This window comes from Streptomyces coelicoflavus, assembly GCF_045041415.1.
Lineage (GTDB): Bacteria > Actinomycetota > Actinomycetes > Streptomycetales > Streptomycetaceae > Streptomyces > Streptomyces coelicoflavus.
The window spans coordinates 377,204-391,157 of the sequence record NZ_CP108218.1 but is presented as its reverse complement, the minus strand read 5'-3'; the positions used below and the strand labels follow the sequence as shown (position 1 = coordinate 391,157).

Annotated in this window: 14 protein-coding genes; 7 read left to right on the top strand and 7 right to left on the bottom strand. The window is 74.4% G+C overall.

The genetic code is table 11. The annotated features are described in order from the left end of the window. Nucleotides 1-54: 54 nt before the first annotated feature. The gene (locus tag OHA99_RS01780; RefSeq protein WP_153176396.1) at nt 55-375 is read right to left on the bottom strand and encodes a DUF1232 domain-containing protein; all 321 of its coding nucleotides are present in this window, start codon (nt 373-375) and stop codon (nt 55-57) included. Between the two features lie 203 nt (nt 376-578). Here OHA99_RS01780 and OHA99_RS01775 point away from each other — a divergent pair, with 203 nt between their 5' ends. Next, a complete protein-coding gene (locus OHA99_RS01775) occupies nt 579-2,084 on the top strand; it encodes a hypothetical protein (RefSeq protein ID WP_405693614.1) in 1,506 nt (501 codons plus the stop codon). 76 nt (nt 2,085-2,160) lie between these two features. Here OHA99_RS01775 and OHA99_RS01770 read toward each other — a convergent pair whose 3' ends face one another. The 3 genes from OHA99_RS01770 to OHA99_RS01760 are packed head-to-tail and all read right to left on the bottom strand — an operon-like array spanning nt 2,161 to nt 5,872. Continuing rightward, a complete protein-coding gene (locus OHA99_RS01770) occupies nt 2,161-4,290 on the bottom strand; it encodes a xanthine dehydrogenase family protein molybdopterin-binding subunit (RefSeq protein WP_366471574.1) in 2,130 nt (709 codons plus the stop codon). A 29-nt stretch (nt 4,291-4,319) separates the two neighbouring features. Further along, complete coding sequence (locus OHA99_RS01765) at nt 4,320-5,312, bottom strand: xanthine dehydrogenase family protein subunit M (RefSeq protein WP_153176393.1); 993 nt, start codon at nt 5,310-5,312, stop codon at nt 4,320-4,322. Next, on the bottom strand, nt 5,309-5,872 hold the full coding sequence (locus OHA99_RS01760; RefSeq protein WP_194279816.1) for a (2Fe-2S)-binding protein: 564 nt from the start codon (nt 5,870-5,872) through the stop codon (nt 5,309-5,311). The genes OHA99_RS01765 and OHA99_RS01760 overlap by 4 nt, the downstream gene beginning before the upstream one ends. Nucleotides 5,873-5,989: 117 nt before the next feature. On the opposite strand from OHA99_RS01760, the gene OHA99_RS01755 reads away from it, so the two are divergent. Further along, nucleotides 5,990-6,676: a maleylpyruvate isomerase N-terminal domain-containing protein gene (locus OHA99_RS01755; RefSeq protein WP_153176391.1), complete on the top strand. Its 687-nt coding sequence runs from the start codon at nt 5,990-5,992 to the stop codon at nt 6,674-6,676. Nucleotides 6,677-6,760: 84 nt separating this feature from the next. Here the strand turns inward: OHA99_RS01755 and OHA99_RS01750 are convergent, their stop codons facing one another. Beyond that, nucleotides 6,761-7,924, bottom strand: a complete 1,164-nt coding sequence (locus OHA99_RS01750) for a hypothetical protein (protein ID WP_366471576.1) — start codon at nt 7,922-7,924, stop codon at nt 6,761-6,763. A gap of 190 nt (nt 7,925-8,114) precedes the next feature. Between OHA99_RS01750 and OHA99_RS01745 the strand changes: the two genes are divergently transcribed. Then, nucleotides 8,115-8,909 (top strand): SDR family NAD(P)-dependent oxidoreductase, encoded by a 795-nt coding sequence (locus OHA99_RS01745; protein WP_007389482.1) that lies wholly within the window; start codon nt 8,115-8,117, stop codon nt 8,907-8,909. 11 nt (nt 8,910-8,920) lie between these two features. On the opposite strand, the gene OHA99_RS01740 is transcribed toward OHA99_RS01745, so the two are convergent. Beyond that, complete coding sequence (locus tag OHA99_RS01740; protein ID WP_194279815.1) at nt 8,921-9,991, bottom strand: YihY/virulence factor BrkB family protein; 1,071 nt, start codon at nt 9,989-9,991, stop codon at nt 8,921-8,923. 185 nt (nt 9,992-10,176) lie between these two features. Between OHA99_RS01740 and OHA99_RS01735 the strand changes: the two genes are divergently transcribed. Genes OHA99_RS01735 through OHA99_RS01720 form a run of 4 tightly spaced genes read left to right on the top strand, consistent with a single transcriptional unit; the run spans nt 10,177 to nt 12,356 of the window. Next, nucleotides 10,177-10,584, top strand: a complete 408-nt coding sequence (locus OHA99_RS01735; protein WP_153176387.1) for a hypothetical protein — start codon at nt 10,177-10,179, stop codon at nt 10,582-10,584. Beyond that, nucleotides 10,581-11,366, top strand: a complete 786-nt coding sequence (locus OHA99_RS01730; protein ID WP_405693612.1) for a hypothetical protein — start codon at nt 10,581-10,583, stop codon at nt 11,364-11,366. Before OHA99_RS01735 ends, OHA99_RS01730 begins: the two co-directional genes overlap by 4 nt. A 38-nt stretch (nt 11,367-11,404) precedes the next feature. Beyond that, nucleotides 11,405-11,929 (top strand): roadblock/LC7 domain-containing protein, encoded by a 525-nt coding sequence (locus OHA99_RS01725; RefSeq protein WP_345961467.1) that lies wholly within the window; start codon nt 11,405-11,407, stop codon nt 11,927-11,929. 52 nt (nt 11,930-11,981) lie between these two features. Further along, nucleotides 11,982-12,356, top strand: coding sequence for a hypothetical protein (locus OHA99_RS01720; RefSeq protein ID WP_153176384.1), 375 nt, complete (start codon nt 11,982-11,984; stop codon nt 12,354-12,356). 66 nt (nt 12,357-12,422) lie between these two features. On the opposite strand, the gene OHA99_RS01715 is transcribed toward OHA99_RS01720, so the two are convergent. Beyond that, on the bottom strand, nt 12,423-13,787 hold the full coding sequence (locus tag OHA99_RS01715) for an FAD-dependent oxidoreductase (RefSeq protein WP_153176383.1): 1,365 nt from the start codon (nt 13,785-13,787) through the stop codon (nt 12,423-12,425). Nucleotides 13,788-13,954 lie beyond the last annotated feature (167 nt).

Here is a 13,954-nt window from a genome sequence, read left to right as displayed (position 1 = left end):
CGACTTCCTTCGGCTTCCAGAGACTTATACGAATCGAACGGGTGATTGGTTTCCTTACGCTGCGTAGTCACCGGGCGGGCCGGTGGTCCGCCGCCGGTCCGGGACCCCGCGCCGGCCGCCGGTCCGGCCGCGCGTGGAGCGCAGAGCGAGCAGCAGCACGCCGACGTCGTCGAGGTAGACGGGGTCGGGCAACAGGTCCGCCGGAAGCACCAGGTAGAGGACCGCGCCCCAGAAGACCCAGCGCGGCCCCGTGGGAAGGCCGGCCCGCCTGAGGTCCCGCCGGGTGCGGACCAGGCGCACCAGCACGGCGACCGCCGCCGCGAGGACGACCGCCGCGAGCAGCACCGCCGCGACGATCACTGTGGTCGTATCCACGTACCCCTCCTACGGCGCGCGGTACGCGCCTCCCTGTCCGGATGCCCGCTCGCGGTGGGGGCAAGACCGCGGGGCGGGGTCTCTCATCCCTGTGGCCCACCGGAGTGGCACGGCGCGGTGGACGTGCCTAGTAATGGCAGCACGCATCGCGAGTCGCATGTCGGGGACGCAGGGCGGCCGCACCCCCACCACACGGAGAGATCATGACCACCGGCTCTTCATCACCCCGCTCGCCCGAGTACGCCATATCCGCCTTGGACCTTCCCACCGGCGAGACGACCACGACCACCGGCACGGCGCGGCCGCCCGGCACGGATCCCGGTGCCGGGCCCCTGGCCGGGCGGCCCTCCGCCGAGCGGGACGACGACCTGTGGGACGTCGACTTCGACGACGCCGACCTCCCCGAACTCGAACCCGACCCCGACCTCCCCGCTTCCGGCCCCGAAGACCCCGAGGGACCCGGCTCCGGTCCCCGCGACTTCGACGCCGACGCACACTCCTACGCGGACGCCGACGCCCAGGACGGAGTGGTGCGGACGTACGGTGACCCCGTGGGCGACCTGGTGCGCGCCGCCGTGGCCGACCGGCCGCTGGAGGAGGTCGTCGACCTGATCACGACGATGGAGCAGTCGCCCCAGTACGCGCAGGCCACGATCGACGCCCTCCGCGCGGTCGGCGTGAACCGGTCCGTCGAGGACGTCACCCGGCTGGTCGGACTGCTGACCCGGCCGCCGCGCCACTCCGGCAGCGCGGACGAGGCCATCCGGGCCGCGGCGGAGTGCCGCTCCGTGGAGGACGTGACCCGTCTGATGGCGCTGCTGCACCGCACACCGCTGGAACCGCACTGCGGGCAGGAGGCCGTGCGGGCCGCCGCCACCGGCCGGCCCGTCGAGGAACTCGTCGAACTGATCGGCCGGCTCGCCGAGGACGGACACGTACGCCCGGAACGGCCGGACGCCCGGCGGTTGCGGGCCGCGCAGGAGACGGCCGGCGAGGACGACGGACGGGAGCCCGCCGGCGCGTTCACCGCGGCGGACCGCCGCGGCCGAGAACGCCGCAGGCCACGCCCGTTCCGCCGGGGACGCGACCGCGACGAGTCCCGCGCGGCGCGTGACCACGACGGAGCCCGCGCGGCGCGCCGGCGCGACCGGGCCCGCACGACGCGCGACCGCGACGAGGTCCGCGGCGCGCACGACCGGGACAGGGCTCGTAGCCCGCGCGACCCCGACAGGGCCCGTACCGCGCGCGACCGCGAAGAGGCCCGTGCGGCCCGGCGGGCGGCACGGGGCCCGGCCTGGCCCGCCTGGCTCACCGTCGCGGTCCTGGCCGGGTGCGGCGTGGCCTACTTCCCGCTGCACCGCGGTGACGCCTCCGCCCAGGCCTACGGGACGGCCCTCGGCCTGTCGGCGCTCTGCCTGGTGCTGGCCCTGCTGCTGACCGTGCGGCCGGCCGTACCACTGCTGGCCGCCGCGGTCGTGGCCCCGGCGGCACTGGCCGCGGCCAAGCTCTACGGCAGTGCCACCCCCTCGGCGCGGGTCTCGCCGGTCACGGATCTCACACTGGCCCCCTCGTGGGCCGCGGTCGCGGTGGCCGTGGTCGCGTCGCTCGTCGCGCTGACGGCGCTGTGCGTACGGGTGGCCGCGCCGGCCGCCGCACGGCGCAGGCCCGCTCGCCGGGTCGCCGTGGTGAGCCGCACCGTCGCGGACTGAGAGCCGGCCGGCCCCGTACGCGAACACGACGTGGTCCGCGCCGGAATGCCGTCCGGCGCGGACCACGCGCCCGTGCTCAGACCCCCAGCATGCCCGCGGGATGCTCGTGTTCGAGCAGCGCGGTGAGCACCCGGTCCGGGGTGAGGGGCAGTTCGCGCAATCGGATGCCGGTCGCGTGGTGGACGGCGTTGCCGACGGCCGCCGCCGAGCCCACGATCCCGATCTCGCCGATCCCCTTGCTGCCCATCGGGTTGAGGTGCGCGTCCTCCTCGTCGACCCAGTGGGCCTCCACGTTCGCCACGTCTGCGTGCGCGGGCACGTGGTACGACGCCAGGTCGCGCTCGACGAAGTCCCCGAACACCGGGTCCATCGTGCTGTCCTCGGTCAACGCCATGCCCAGGCCCATCGTCAGGCCCCCGATGAACTGCGAGCGTGCCGTACGGGCGTTGAGGATGCGCCCGGCGGCGAAGACGCCGAGGAGCCGCCTCACCCGCACCTCACCGGAGACGGTGTCCACGCTCACCTCGGCGAAGTGCGCGCCGAACGCGTGCCGGGCGTAGGGGCTCTCGGCATCCGCCGTACCGGAGGTGTCCGCCTCGGCGGTGATCCCGTCGTCGGGGAGGGGCCCCGCGTGTTCCGCCAGCCGGCCGGCCAGCCGGGCGCACGCCTCGTGCACGGCCGACCCCCAGGACGCGGTGCCCGAGGAGCCGCCGGCCATCGGGGCGAACCCGATGCCGCTGTCGGCGACCTCGATCCGCACCCGGTCCAGCGGGGCGCCCAGCGCGTCGGCCGCGACCTGCGCGAGCACCGTGCGGGCGCCCGTACCGATGTCGGTGGCGTTGACCCGCACCAGGAAGCCGCCGTCCGGCAGGGCCCGCGCCGAGGCGACGCACGGGGAGACCAGCACCGGGTAGGTGGCCGAGGCCACGCCGCTGCCGATCAGCAGGGGCCCGTCCGTCCGGGACCGGGGGCGCGGGTCGCGGTCCTCCCAGCCGAAGCGCCGGGCGCCCTCGCGCAGACACTCCACCAGGTGCCTGCTGCTGAACGGCTTTCCGCTGTCCGGCTCCGTCTCCGGTTCGTTGCGGATCCGCAGCTCCACCGGGTCGACGCCGAGCTCGGCGGCCAGTTCGTCCATCGCGGACTCGAGGGCGTACATGCCGGGACACTCGCCGGGGGCACGCATCCAGGAGGGCGTGGGCACGTCCAGCGCCGCCACGCGGTGGGCCGTGCGCAGCGCGGGGGTGCCGTACATGACGCGGGCCGGGACCGCCGCCTGCTCCACGAACTCCTTCACCCGCGAGGTGTGCGTCGTCACCTCGTGCACGAGGGAGGTGAGCCGGCCGTCGGCGTCCGCGCCCAGTCGCAGCCGGTGCAGGGTCGGCGCGCGGTGGCCGACGACGGCGGGGAGGTAGCGGCGCGGCAGCGCGACGGTCACCCGGCGTCCGGTCTCGCGCGCCGCCATGGCGGCCAGCACCACCTCGGGCCGCGGTGTGCCCTTCGAGCCGAAGCCGCCGCCCACGTGCTCGGCGCACACCGTGATCCGGTCCTCGGCCAGCCCGAACAGGCGCGCCAGTTCCTTCTGCACGGCCGTGGTGCCCTGGCTGGAGGAGTGCACGGTCAGCCGGTCGCCGTCCCAGTGCGCCGTGCTGGTGTGCGGCTCCATGGGGTGGTTGTGCAGCGGCGGCACCGAGTACGCGACGTCCACCCGGGTCGCCGAGGAGGCGAGCGCCCCGTCCGGGTCGCCGTGCTCCGTGACGGCCGCGAAGCCTCCGTTGGCGGACTCGGGGACGTACGCACCGGGGTGCGCGGCGGTGAGCGTCACGTCGTGGGGCTCGGTCTCGTAGGTGACCCGGACGGCCGCGGCGCCGGCGCGGGCCGCCTCCAGCGTCTCGGCCACCACCAGGCCCACGAACCAGCCCCGGTGCGGGACGTGCGGCCCCTGGAGCACCGCCAGGGTCGGGTCGTCGGGTTCGCCGAGGCGGGGCGCGTTCTCGTGCGTGAGCACCGCGAGTACGCCGGGCAGCGCGAGCGCCGCCGCGGTGTCGACGCCGGTCACCCGGCCCCGCGCGACCGTCGCGGGCACCGGCCACGCCTGGGCGCGGCCCGGCGCGTCGAACTCGGCGGCGTACCGGGCGGTGCCGGTGACCTTCTCCCGCCCCTCCCGGCGCTCGACCGGAGCGCCCAGGACGGCATCGGTGGCGGTCATGGAGTCCTCCTCGTGGACACCGGGGTCCGTCAGGTCGTGGCCGGCGGGGCGAGCCGGCCCAGTACGTCCAGGGCCAGCCGGCGGGCCAGCGGCACCTTGTAGGCGTTGTCCCGCAGCGGTTCGGCCGCGGCCAGCTCCAGGTCGACGGCGTGTTCGAACGCCGCCGTGGTGGGCGCCGCGCCCATCAGCGCGTCCTCGGCCCGCCGCGCTCGCCAGGGCCGGTGCGCCAGCGCCCCGAAGGCGATCCCGGCCCGCTCCACCACCCCGTCCGACAGGTGCAGCACGACGGCGACGGAGGCCAGCGCGAAGGCGTACGACGCCCGGTCGCGGGCCTTGCGGTACGCCGAGGGAAGCCCGGCGGTGGCCGCGGGCAGGAGCACCCCGGTGATCAGCTCGCCGGGGTGGATCTCCGTGTCCCGCTCCGGGTGCATGCCGGGCAGCCGGTGGAAGTCGGCGGCGGGCACGCTCCGGCTGCCCTCGGGGCCGTGCAGCTCCACCCGCGCGTCGAGCGCGGCGAGCGCGACCGCCATGTCCGAGGGGTGGGTGGCGATGCACTGGTCGGAGTGGCCCAGTACGGCATGGTCGCGGTGCACGCCGTCCAGCGCGCCGCAGCCGGTGCCGGGCTCCCGCTTGTTGCAGGGCTTGGACACGTCCTGGAAATAGGGGCAACGGGTGCGTTGCAGCAGGTTGCCGCCGGTGGTGGCGGCGTTGCGCAACTGCCCGGAGGCGCCGGCCAGCAGCGCCTGGGACAGCGCGGGGTAGCGGTCGCGGACGGCGGGGTGGGCCGCGAGGTCGCTGTTGCGGACCATGGCCCCGGCCCGCAGCGCGCCGTCGGGCAGCTCCTCCACGGTGTCCAGCGGCAGCCGGGACACGTCGACGAGCGCGGCCGGCGTCTCCACGCCCAGCTTCATCAGGTCGACGAGGTTGGTGCCGCCGCCGAGGTAGCGGGCGCCGGGGTGGGAGGCGTACGCGTCGGTGGCCTCCTCGACGCTGCCCGCGCGTACATAGGCGAAGGACCTCACGGGATCACGTCCTCGACCGCGTCGGCGATGTGCGGATAGGCACCGCACCGGCACAGGTTGCCGCTCAGCCGCTCCCGGATCTCCTCGCGGCTCAGCGCGACCGGTTCCCCGGAGGGCGTCGCCGGATCGGTGACGTGGGAGGGGTGCCCGGCCGCGGCCTCGGCGAGCGCCCCGACCGCGGAGCAGATCTGGCCCGGCGTGCAGTACCCGCACTGGAAGGCGTCACGGTCCAGGAAGGCCCGCTGCACCGGGTGCAGTTCCTCGCCGTCCCCGGCCAGGCCCTCGACGGTGGTGACCTCGCAGCCGTCCAGGGCGACCGCGAACAGCAGGCAGCTGTTGACCCGCCGCCCGTCGACCAGGACCGTGCAGGCGCCGCACTGCCCGTGGTCGCAGCCCTTCTTGGCTCCCGCGAGCCCGAGATCCTCCCGCAGGAGGTCCAGCAGGACGCGGCGGTGGTCGACGGTGAGGGTGTGCGGCTTGCCGTTGACGCGGAGCGTGGTCTCCGAGCGGGAGGACTCCGGTGGGCGGGAAGCGGGGGCGCTCTCGTGCTGGCTGTCCATGGCGTCGCTGACCTTCCGGGACGGGCCGTGCCTGTGCCGTCCGCGTATCCACCCCGCGCCGGATGACACGTGAGGGTGCCCTCAGCGGTCCCTCGGCGCGACCCTGGGGTTGACCCCATGACCACGCGACCCGGAGACCGCACGGGACCCGCGCGCGTCGTAGGCGACGCCTACGACGCGCTGGCGGCCGTCGTCCGCCCGCTCGGGGACGAGGAGTCGTGGCTGCCGACCGGCTGTACCGGGTGGGCGGTGCGCGACCTGATGTTCCACCTCCTCGCCGACGCCCGGCGGGCCCTGGTGGCCCTGCACACCCCCGCCGCCGGCCCGCCCGACCGGGACGCCGTCACCTACTGGACGGACTGGGCGCCGGACCCCGTCGGCGCCGCCCACGGGCGGCGCTACCACCGGGTCGCCGCGAGCATGTTCCTCGACTTCGGGCAGCTCAAGGAGGTGTGCCTGGAGACCCTTGCCGCCGCCGCACGGGCCGCGGCCGCGGCCGCGCCGGACCGCCCGGTGCGTACCCAGGGCCACGTCCTGACCGCCGGAGACCTGATGACCACACTGGCCGTCGAGGCGACCGTCCACCATCTCGACCTGACGGTCGGCCTGCCGGACGCGCCCGGCCCGTCAGCGACCGGGCTGGCCGCGGTCCGCGCCACCCTGGACGGCCTCCTGGGCCGCCCGGTGCCGTACGACTGGGGCGACGAGCACTACGCGCGCGCGGCCACCGGCCGCACCGCCCTGACCTCCGCGGAACGGCGGGCCCTGGGAGCGGACGCGGCCCGCTTCCCCCTGTTCAGCTGAGGCCGTGCCCGTCGGCCGAACGGCGGCCTCACCCCCGCCCCCGGTCCGTCCCGGTCCGACCCGGTCCGACCCGGCCCGGTGGGGTCAGTCGCCCGTACGGGGCGGTTCGGAGTCCGTCCGGCCGTCGGACCCGGCGGCCCGCGGTGCGCGTCCGGCGCCACGGAACCGTTCCAGGGTGCGGGTCAGTCCCCGCAGCGGGGACGCGGGTGGCTCGGCCGGTGCCGGCCGGGCCGGGGCGGCACCGGCGGACTCCCGGTACACGGCGAGGGCCTCGGCCGCCCGTTCCGCCGCCTCCCGGTACAGATCGCGGGACTGGGTCATCGCCTCGAGCGCCTCGGCGTACATCGCCACCAGCTTGCGCTCGCGTTCCAGTTCCTCCTGGAGCGTCAGCAGCCGCCAGTCCTCCCGCAGCGAGCCGAGCGCGGCCACCGCGTCGTCGGGCAGCGGCCTGTCGAGCGCGTCGAAGGACGTCACCGCGGCCATCAGCGCGGTGGGCTCGGAGCCGTCCAGGAAGACGGTGCGGACCGAGAAGTCACCGGCGGCGTACCCGGCCGGCGCGGGCGTCCCGGGCAGCACCGCGGCACCGCCGCGCGGCACCTGGACGCCGAAGGCCTCCAGCGCCCAGTTCACCACCCGCAGCTGCTGCGGCGCGGCGCGGTGCTCGACCACCCGGTGCCGCAGACCGGGCGGCAGCCACTGGACGAGGGGAACCCGGCCGCGGTGGTCCGGAGTCATCGCCTCGTGCACCACGACGTGGATGTTCCAGGGGCTGCGCCCGGCCTCCTTGAGCAGCCTGCGTACGGCCTTGTCGTCGTCCGGGAGGGTGTTGATGCCCCGCAGCCGCAGCCCCGTGGCGGCGTCCCGGTCCCACGTGACGTCCGGGTCGTCCGGCCAGAACACGGTGGCGGGCGAGGGCCAGGAAGGGTCCCAGGCCGCCTCGGCCTCCGCGAGCAGGGTCCATTCCTGTCCGCCCGCCGAGGCCGGCTCCAGGATCAGCCTGGCCCGCACGGTCACGGCCCCGGGCGTCTTCCAGCGCGCCTCGAAGATCCGCGGGCCGGGCGCCCCGGCGGCCCCGGACCCGGCCGCCGGCTCGTCGGGCGGCTCCAGGAAGTCGTCGACGACGTGGTCGTCCTTGAGTCGCTGAAGCGTCTGCCGGACGGTGTCCTCGGCCGCGGAGCCGACATGGCGGCCGCGAGCGGCCCACAGCGTGGGCGGAAACGTGGGGCGGGCGGTGGAAGAGGTCGGCATGGGTCCATCGGGCAGCAGGGGCACGGACGTAGGCAAGTATTGTCGCCGCAGGTCAGCCGAGAGCACCGGGGGTCCGCCGACCGGGCGTGCCGCGACGCGGCGCACGGTGCGGCCGGCCGGGGCACGGGTGCGTCGTGGGCGAGGGTGGGCAGGAGCAACCCGACCGTACGGCATGAGAAGGAGCGACCTGATGAACCTCGACCTCGGCGGACGCACCGCACTGGTGACGGGATCCTCGCAGGGCATCGGGGCGGCGATCGCCGCGGGGCTGGCCGGGGCCGGCGCCACCGTGGGGGTCAACGGACGCGACGCCGGCCGCCTGGAGGAGAGCGTCGGGAAACTGCGGGACGAGGTGCCGGACGGCGTGTTCGTGCCGGTCGCGGCCGACCTCGGCACCGAGGAGGGCGCCGGGCGGGCCCTGGAGGCACTGCCCGACGTGGACATCCTCGTGAACAACCTCGGCGTCTTCGGCGCCGCGCCCGCGCTGGAGATCAGCGACGACGAGTGGCGCCGCTACTTCGAGATCAACGTCCTCGCGGGCGTCAGGCTGACGCGCGCCCATCTCCCCCGGATGAGGGACCGCGGCTGGGGCCGGGTGCTGTACATCGCGAGTGACTCGGCGGTCGTGATCCCGGCCGAGATGATCCACTACGGCGTCTCCAAGACGGCCCTGCTCGGCGTCGGCCGCGGCTTCGCGAAGGAGGCCGCGGGCAGCGGGGTCACGGTGAACTGCGTCATCGCGGGCCCCACCCACACCGAGGGCGTCGAGGACTTCGTGTACCAGCTGGTCGACCGCGACCTGCCCTGGGACGAGGCACAGCGGGTCTTCATGCGCGAACACCGGCCGCAGTCGCTGCTCCAGCGGCTGATCGAACCGGAGGAGATCGCCAACCTGGTCGTGTACCTCAGCTCCCCCCTCGCGTCCGCCACCACCGGCGCGGCCGTCCGGGTGGACGGCGGATACGTCGACTCGATCCTGCCGTAGCGTTCCCGGCCTCACTCGTCCCCCACCGCGCGCCGCCGGTCCGCCTCGTTCCAGGCCCGCGTGTCGCGCGGTTCCACGTACGGCTCCTCCTCGGGCGGGTGGCCGCCGTCGATGACCCGCTGCCGGGCCAGCTCCGCGTCGAACTCCAGGCCGAGCAGGATCGCCAGGTTCGTGACCCACAGCCAGACGAGGAAGACGATCACACCGGCCAGGGTGCCGTACGTCTTGTTGTACGAGCCGAAGTTGGCCACGTAGAAGGCGAATCCGGCGGAGGCGAGCAGCCAGATCAGCAGCGCGACCAGGCTGCCGGGGGAGATCCACTTGAAGCCCTTCACCCGGGCGTTCGGCGCGGCCCAGTAGAGGATCGCGATCATGAAGGTGACCAGCAGGACCAGCACCGGCCACTTGGCGATCGACCACACCGTCAGCGCGGTGTCGCCGACGCCGAGCGCGGTGCCCGCCTGCCGGGCCAGGCTCCCCGTGAAGACCACGATGAGCGCGCTGACCACCGCGAGCACGAGCAGCACCACGGTCAGGGCCACCCGCAGCGGCAGCACCTTCCAGACCGGGCGCCCCTCGGGCATGTCGTACACCGCGTTGGCGGCCCGGATGAACGCGGCGACGTAGCCGGACGCCGACCAGACGGCACCCACCAGACCGACCACCGCCAGCGCGGAGCCCAGGCCCGCCTTGGCCTGCAACTGCTCCACCGCGTTCGTGATCACGTCCCGCGCGGAACCCGGCGCGAGCTTCTGGATGTTGTCCAGGACCTCCTGGGTCGCGGACGCCCCGGCGATGCCGAGCAGCGACACCAGCACCAGCAGGGCCGGGAACAGCGCCAGGATCCCGTAGTAGGTCAGGGCGGCGGCACGGTCGGTCAGCTCGTCGTCCTTGAACTCGGCGAGCACCCGCCGCAGCAGCGCGGACCACGAACGTCTGGGCAGCTCGGTGGGGGAGTCCGGAGCGGCGTTCTCGGTGGCGGCGTCCGGACCGTAGTCCTCGTCCGCCCGCGCGTCAGCCGGTTGTTCCGCCGGTGCGTCCTTCGTGTGCTTCCCGCGTCGGGGGAGATGCAGTCGGGCCATGCACCCCGGGTTGCCCGTCCGGGCCAGGGCACGCGCCGGTTCCCCGGACCGGCCCAAACGTCGCAGTATGCCGCAGCGCGGGCACGTTCCTCTGGAAAATGCCAAAGCGCTCACCGGATGCGTGCACATTCCGTAGTGTCGTCGTCACGTTCGCGGTACAGCCGTGCAGGGGGAGGGGATCCGGCGTGCCCGGAATCGACGAGAGTCTGCTGGAAGCCATGCGGCTGCCCGGTGCGCGCGGGGCGTCGCTGGTCGACTGGATCAGCGGGCTCGCTCTCGGCGCCGTCGGCGACGCTCCGGGCGGCGACTGGGAGGCGACGGCCGCGGAGACGGCGGAGCTCGGCCGGCACGTCGCGGAGAGCGGCTCCCTGGCGGCGGGCGGCACGGGGGCCGGCGGGGCGGAGCCCGGCAAGGAACCCCCGGTGGAGGACCTGATCGCCACCACCGGCGACGCCTACCACCTGCTCCGGTTCGTCAGCACCCCGTTCGACAGCACCGTCTTCCTGCACCTGTGGCTCGACCGCAACGACGGAAACCTCGCCCTGGCCCGCATCCGGCTGGCCGAGATGGCCGACCGGCTGGTACTCGGATGACCCGGGTGACGACCACCTGGACCGCGCACGAGAGGACGGCGGACGCCCTCGGCGCCCTCGCGCGCGAAGGAGCCACCGGCGCCCTGTCGGGGGAGCGGGGCATCGTCTACCTCAAGGCGGGCCGCGTCGTGCACGTGGAGTCGGCCTTCACGCCCGACCTCGGCGCGCTGCTCACCCGCAGCGGCGCGGTCCCGCCGGACGGCTGGTGGGAGGCGGTCGACCGGGGCGGCACACAGCACCGGGTCGGCCGCCGGCTCGTGGACGGCGGCAGCCTCGCCGCCGGCGCGCTGGAGGTCTGCCACCTGGGCGCGCTGTTCGACGCCGCGTACTTCGTCCTGGCCCACGACACCCGGGCCCAGCGCTTCCGGCCGGGCGCGGTGCACTGGCTCGGCGCGGTCCGTTCCGTGCCGGTGGACGTCGTCGTACGCGAGTCCGGGCGCCGGCGCGCCCTGCTGGACCGCATCTGGCCCGACCCCGCCATCGACACCCTCCCGCTGACCCGGGTGCCGGGCGCCGGGGCCGACGTCCTGCCCGTGCGGCGCGGCCGCACCCTGACGCAGGTCGACGGCGTCCGCACCGCCGCGGAGATCGCCTCGGCGCTCGCCTGCCGCACGTATCACACCCTGGTCGAACTGCGCCGCCTGGCCGCCGACGGCCTCGTCCGCGCGGCACCGGCCGCCGCCCCGCCCCCGCGGTCCGGAGCGGAACCGCCGGCGGTCGTGTGGGACGACCCCGACACGGCCCTGCTGCGACGGCTTCGAGACGCCTTGGAGGCCCTGTGATCCGCGCGCGCCGCAGGCGCGACGAAAGGAGACTGCTCATGGCCGTCGAGAGCGACGTCCTGGACGAACTGCACCGGCTGCGCAACCGCGTCCCCCAGCTGACGGGGTCGCTCGCGGCCACCGTGGACGGGCTCGTCCTGGCCCACGACGCGCCGGGCACCGAGCCCGAGGGGCTCGCCGCGCTCACCGCGGCCGCCCTCGGCGTCGCGCACCGCACGGCCGAGGCCACCGCGCGCGGCGGATTCCGCGAGCTGCTGCTGCGCGGGGCCGACGGCTACGTCGCCACCTACGCCGCCGGTCCGGCCGCCGTGCTCACCCTGCTCGCCGACGGCCGGGTCAATGTGGGCCGCCTCCATCTGGAGGGCCGGCGCAGCGGCGCGCGGATCGGGGAGCTGGTCGCCGCCGGTCTCGGACCGGAACGAGGCCGCGCCCAGAGCGCCGAACCCGTCACGGCGCCGCCCGCACAGACGGCCCGTCCCATCGGGACCCTCCCGGTGCGCACCCCGCAGCGCCCCGCCCACGAGCCCACCCGCCAGGCCGGCGGACACCACCGGCCGACCTGAACCACCCCTCGCGTACCGATCGCACACCGATCACGTCCGGAAAGGAACCACCATGGCCAACCTGGAGACCTCGCTCAAGGAATGCCTCAGCTCCATAGACGGAGCGACCGCCGTCGCGCTGGTCGACTACACCAGCGGCATGGCGCTCGGCACCCTGGGCGGCGGCAAGGACTTCAACCTGGAGGTCGCCGCCGCAGGCAACACCGACGTCGTGCGGTCCAAACTGCGCACGATGGAGCACCTCGGTCTCAAGGACGAGATCGAGGACATCCTGATCACGCTGAACACCCAGTACCACATGATCCGCCTGCTCAAGGGCCGCGGCGGCAACGGGCTGTTCCTCTACCTGGTGCTGGACGCGAACCGCGCCAACCTGGCGATGGCCCGCCACCAGCTGCGCCGGATCGAGGGCGACCTGGAGGTCTGAACCCGGCGGCGACACGTCCGGCACCGGCCGCCCCGCGAGGAGGCGGCCGGTGCCGGACACCGCGGCTCAGGCGCCGCTCTCCCGGAGCATGTCCTCGCGCTCGACGTACTTCACGCGCTCGCGCCCCTGCGGCTCGCCCTGCGCCTTCTCCGCGGCGTCGAGCCGGTACCAGCCGTCCCAGGTGGTGTAGCGGACGTTCCGCTCGGCGAGGAAGGCGTCCACCGCCTCCGGAGCGGGCGAGGCGGGCGTCTGGAGACGGCCGTTCGCGTAGTCGTCCAGCAGGTTCGACACCGTCTCGTTGGCGTCGCCCTTGGTGTGGCCGATCAGACCGACCGGGCCGCGCCGGATCCAGCCGGTGACGTACGTCGACCGAAGGGGCTCGCCGGACTCCTGGACGACCCGGCCGCCCACGTCCGGGACCGTGCCCGAGTCGATGTCCCAGGGCAGCTTGGGGAGCTGGTCGGAGAGGTAGCCGACGGCCCGGTAGACCGCCTGGACGTCCCAGTCCTTGAACTCGCCGGTGCCCTTGACGTTGCCCGTGCCGTCCAGTTCGGTGCGCTCGGTGCGCAGGCCGACCACCCTGCCGTCCTCGCCGAGGATCTCCGAGGGCGACTCGAAGAAGTGCAGGAACAGCTTGTGCGGCCGGTCCCCGACGTCGCGGATCGCCCAGTTCTCCAGGGTCTTGGCGACCATGTCGGCCTGCTTGTTGCCGCGCCGGGTCGCGATCGAGCCCTCGTCGTAGTCGATGTCCTCGGGGTCGACGATCACCTCGATGTTGGGGGAGTGGTCCAGCTCCCGCAGCTCCATCGGGCTGAACTTCGCCTGTGCCGGGCCGCGACGGCCGAAGACGTGGACCTCCAGCGCCTTGTTGGCCTTCAGGCCCTCGTACACGTTCGGCGGGATCTCGGTGGGCAGCAGCTCGTCGGCGGTCTTGGCGAGGACGCGCGCGATGTCCAGGGCGACGTTGCCGACTCCGAGGACGGCGACCTTCTCGGCCTCCAGCGGCCAGGTGCGCGGGAAGTCGGGGTGCCCGTCGTACCAGGCGACGAAGTCGGCCGCGCCGTACGAGCCGTCGAGGTCGATGCCGGGGACGGACATGTCCCGGTCCGCCGTGGCGCCGGTGGCGAAGATCACACCGTCGTAGAAGGCGCGCAGGTCGTCCAGGCTGACGTCGCTCGGGTAGTTCACGTTGCCGAAGAGGCGGATCTGCGGCTTGTCGAGCACCTGGTGCAGGGCCGTGATGATGCCCTTGATGCGCGGGTGGTCGGGCGCGACGCCGTACCGGATGAGTCCGAACGGGGCGGGCATGCGCTCGAAGATGTCGATGGAAACACCGGGGTCGGCGGCCACTTGGGACTTGAGCAGGGCGTCAGCGGCGTAGATCCCGGCCGGGCCGGATCCGACGATGGCCACCCGCAGTGGGCGTGGCATGTTCAGGTTCCCTTCGAGCGGTAACAGATCGACTCTCGGGGAAGCCTAAGCTAAGGCAAGCCTAAGTCGGTACGCGGGTCCGGTCTATGAGGTCATAAGTACACCTTATGGGATCTCATGGTTCTGGTTTGGGTCTCGGTTTGGGTCTCGCTCGGCGGCCCGGCCGG

Excerpts from the sequence above, each read along its gene's own strand:
- OHA99_RS01775 (WP_405693614.1), top strand. The coding sequence starts at position 579 with ATGACCACCGGCTCTTCATCACCCCGCTCGCCCGAGTACGCCATATCC.
- OHA99_RS01770 (WP_366471574.1), bottom strand. The coding sequence starts at position 4,290 with ATGACCGCCACCGATGCCGTCCTGGGCGCTCCGGTCGAGCGCCGGGAG.
- OHA99_RS01760 (WP_194279816.1), bottom strand. The coding sequence starts at position 5,872 with ATGGACAGCCAGCACGAGAGCGCCCCCGCTTCCCGCCCACCGGAGTCC.
- OHA99_RS01755 (WP_153176391.1), top strand. The coding sequence starts at position 5,990 with ATGACCACGCGACCCGGAGACCGCACGGGACCCGCGCGCGTCGTAGGC.
- OHA99_RS01750 (WP_366471576.1), bottom strand. The coding sequence starts at position 7,924 with ATGCCGACCTCTTCCACCGCCCGCCCCACGTTTCCGCCCACGCTGTGG.
- OHA99_RS01745 (WP_007389482.1), top strand. The coding sequence starts at position 8,115 with ATGAACCTCGACCTCGGCGGACGCACCGCACTGGTGACGGGATCCTCG.
- OHA99_RS01740 (WP_194279815.1), bottom strand. The coding sequence starts at position 9,991 with ATGGCCCGACTGCATCTCCCCCGACGCGGGAAGCACACGAAGGACGCA.
- OHA99_RS01730 (WP_405693612.1), top strand. The coding sequence starts at position 10,581 with ATGACCCGGGTGACGACCACCTGGACCGCGCACGAGAGGACGGCGGAC.
- OHA99_RS01725 (WP_345961467.1), top strand. The coding sequence starts at position 11,405 with ATGGCCGTCGAGAGCGACGTCCTGGACGAACTGCACCGGCTGCGCAAC.
- OHA99_RS01720 (WP_153176384.1), top strand. The coding sequence starts at position 11,982 with ATGGCCAACCTGGAGACCTCGCTCAAGGAATGCCTCAGCTCCATAGAC.
- OHA99_RS01715 (WP_153176383.1), bottom strand. The coding sequence starts at position 13,787 with ATGCCACGCCCACTGCGGGTGGCCATCGTCGGATCCGGCCCGGCCGGG.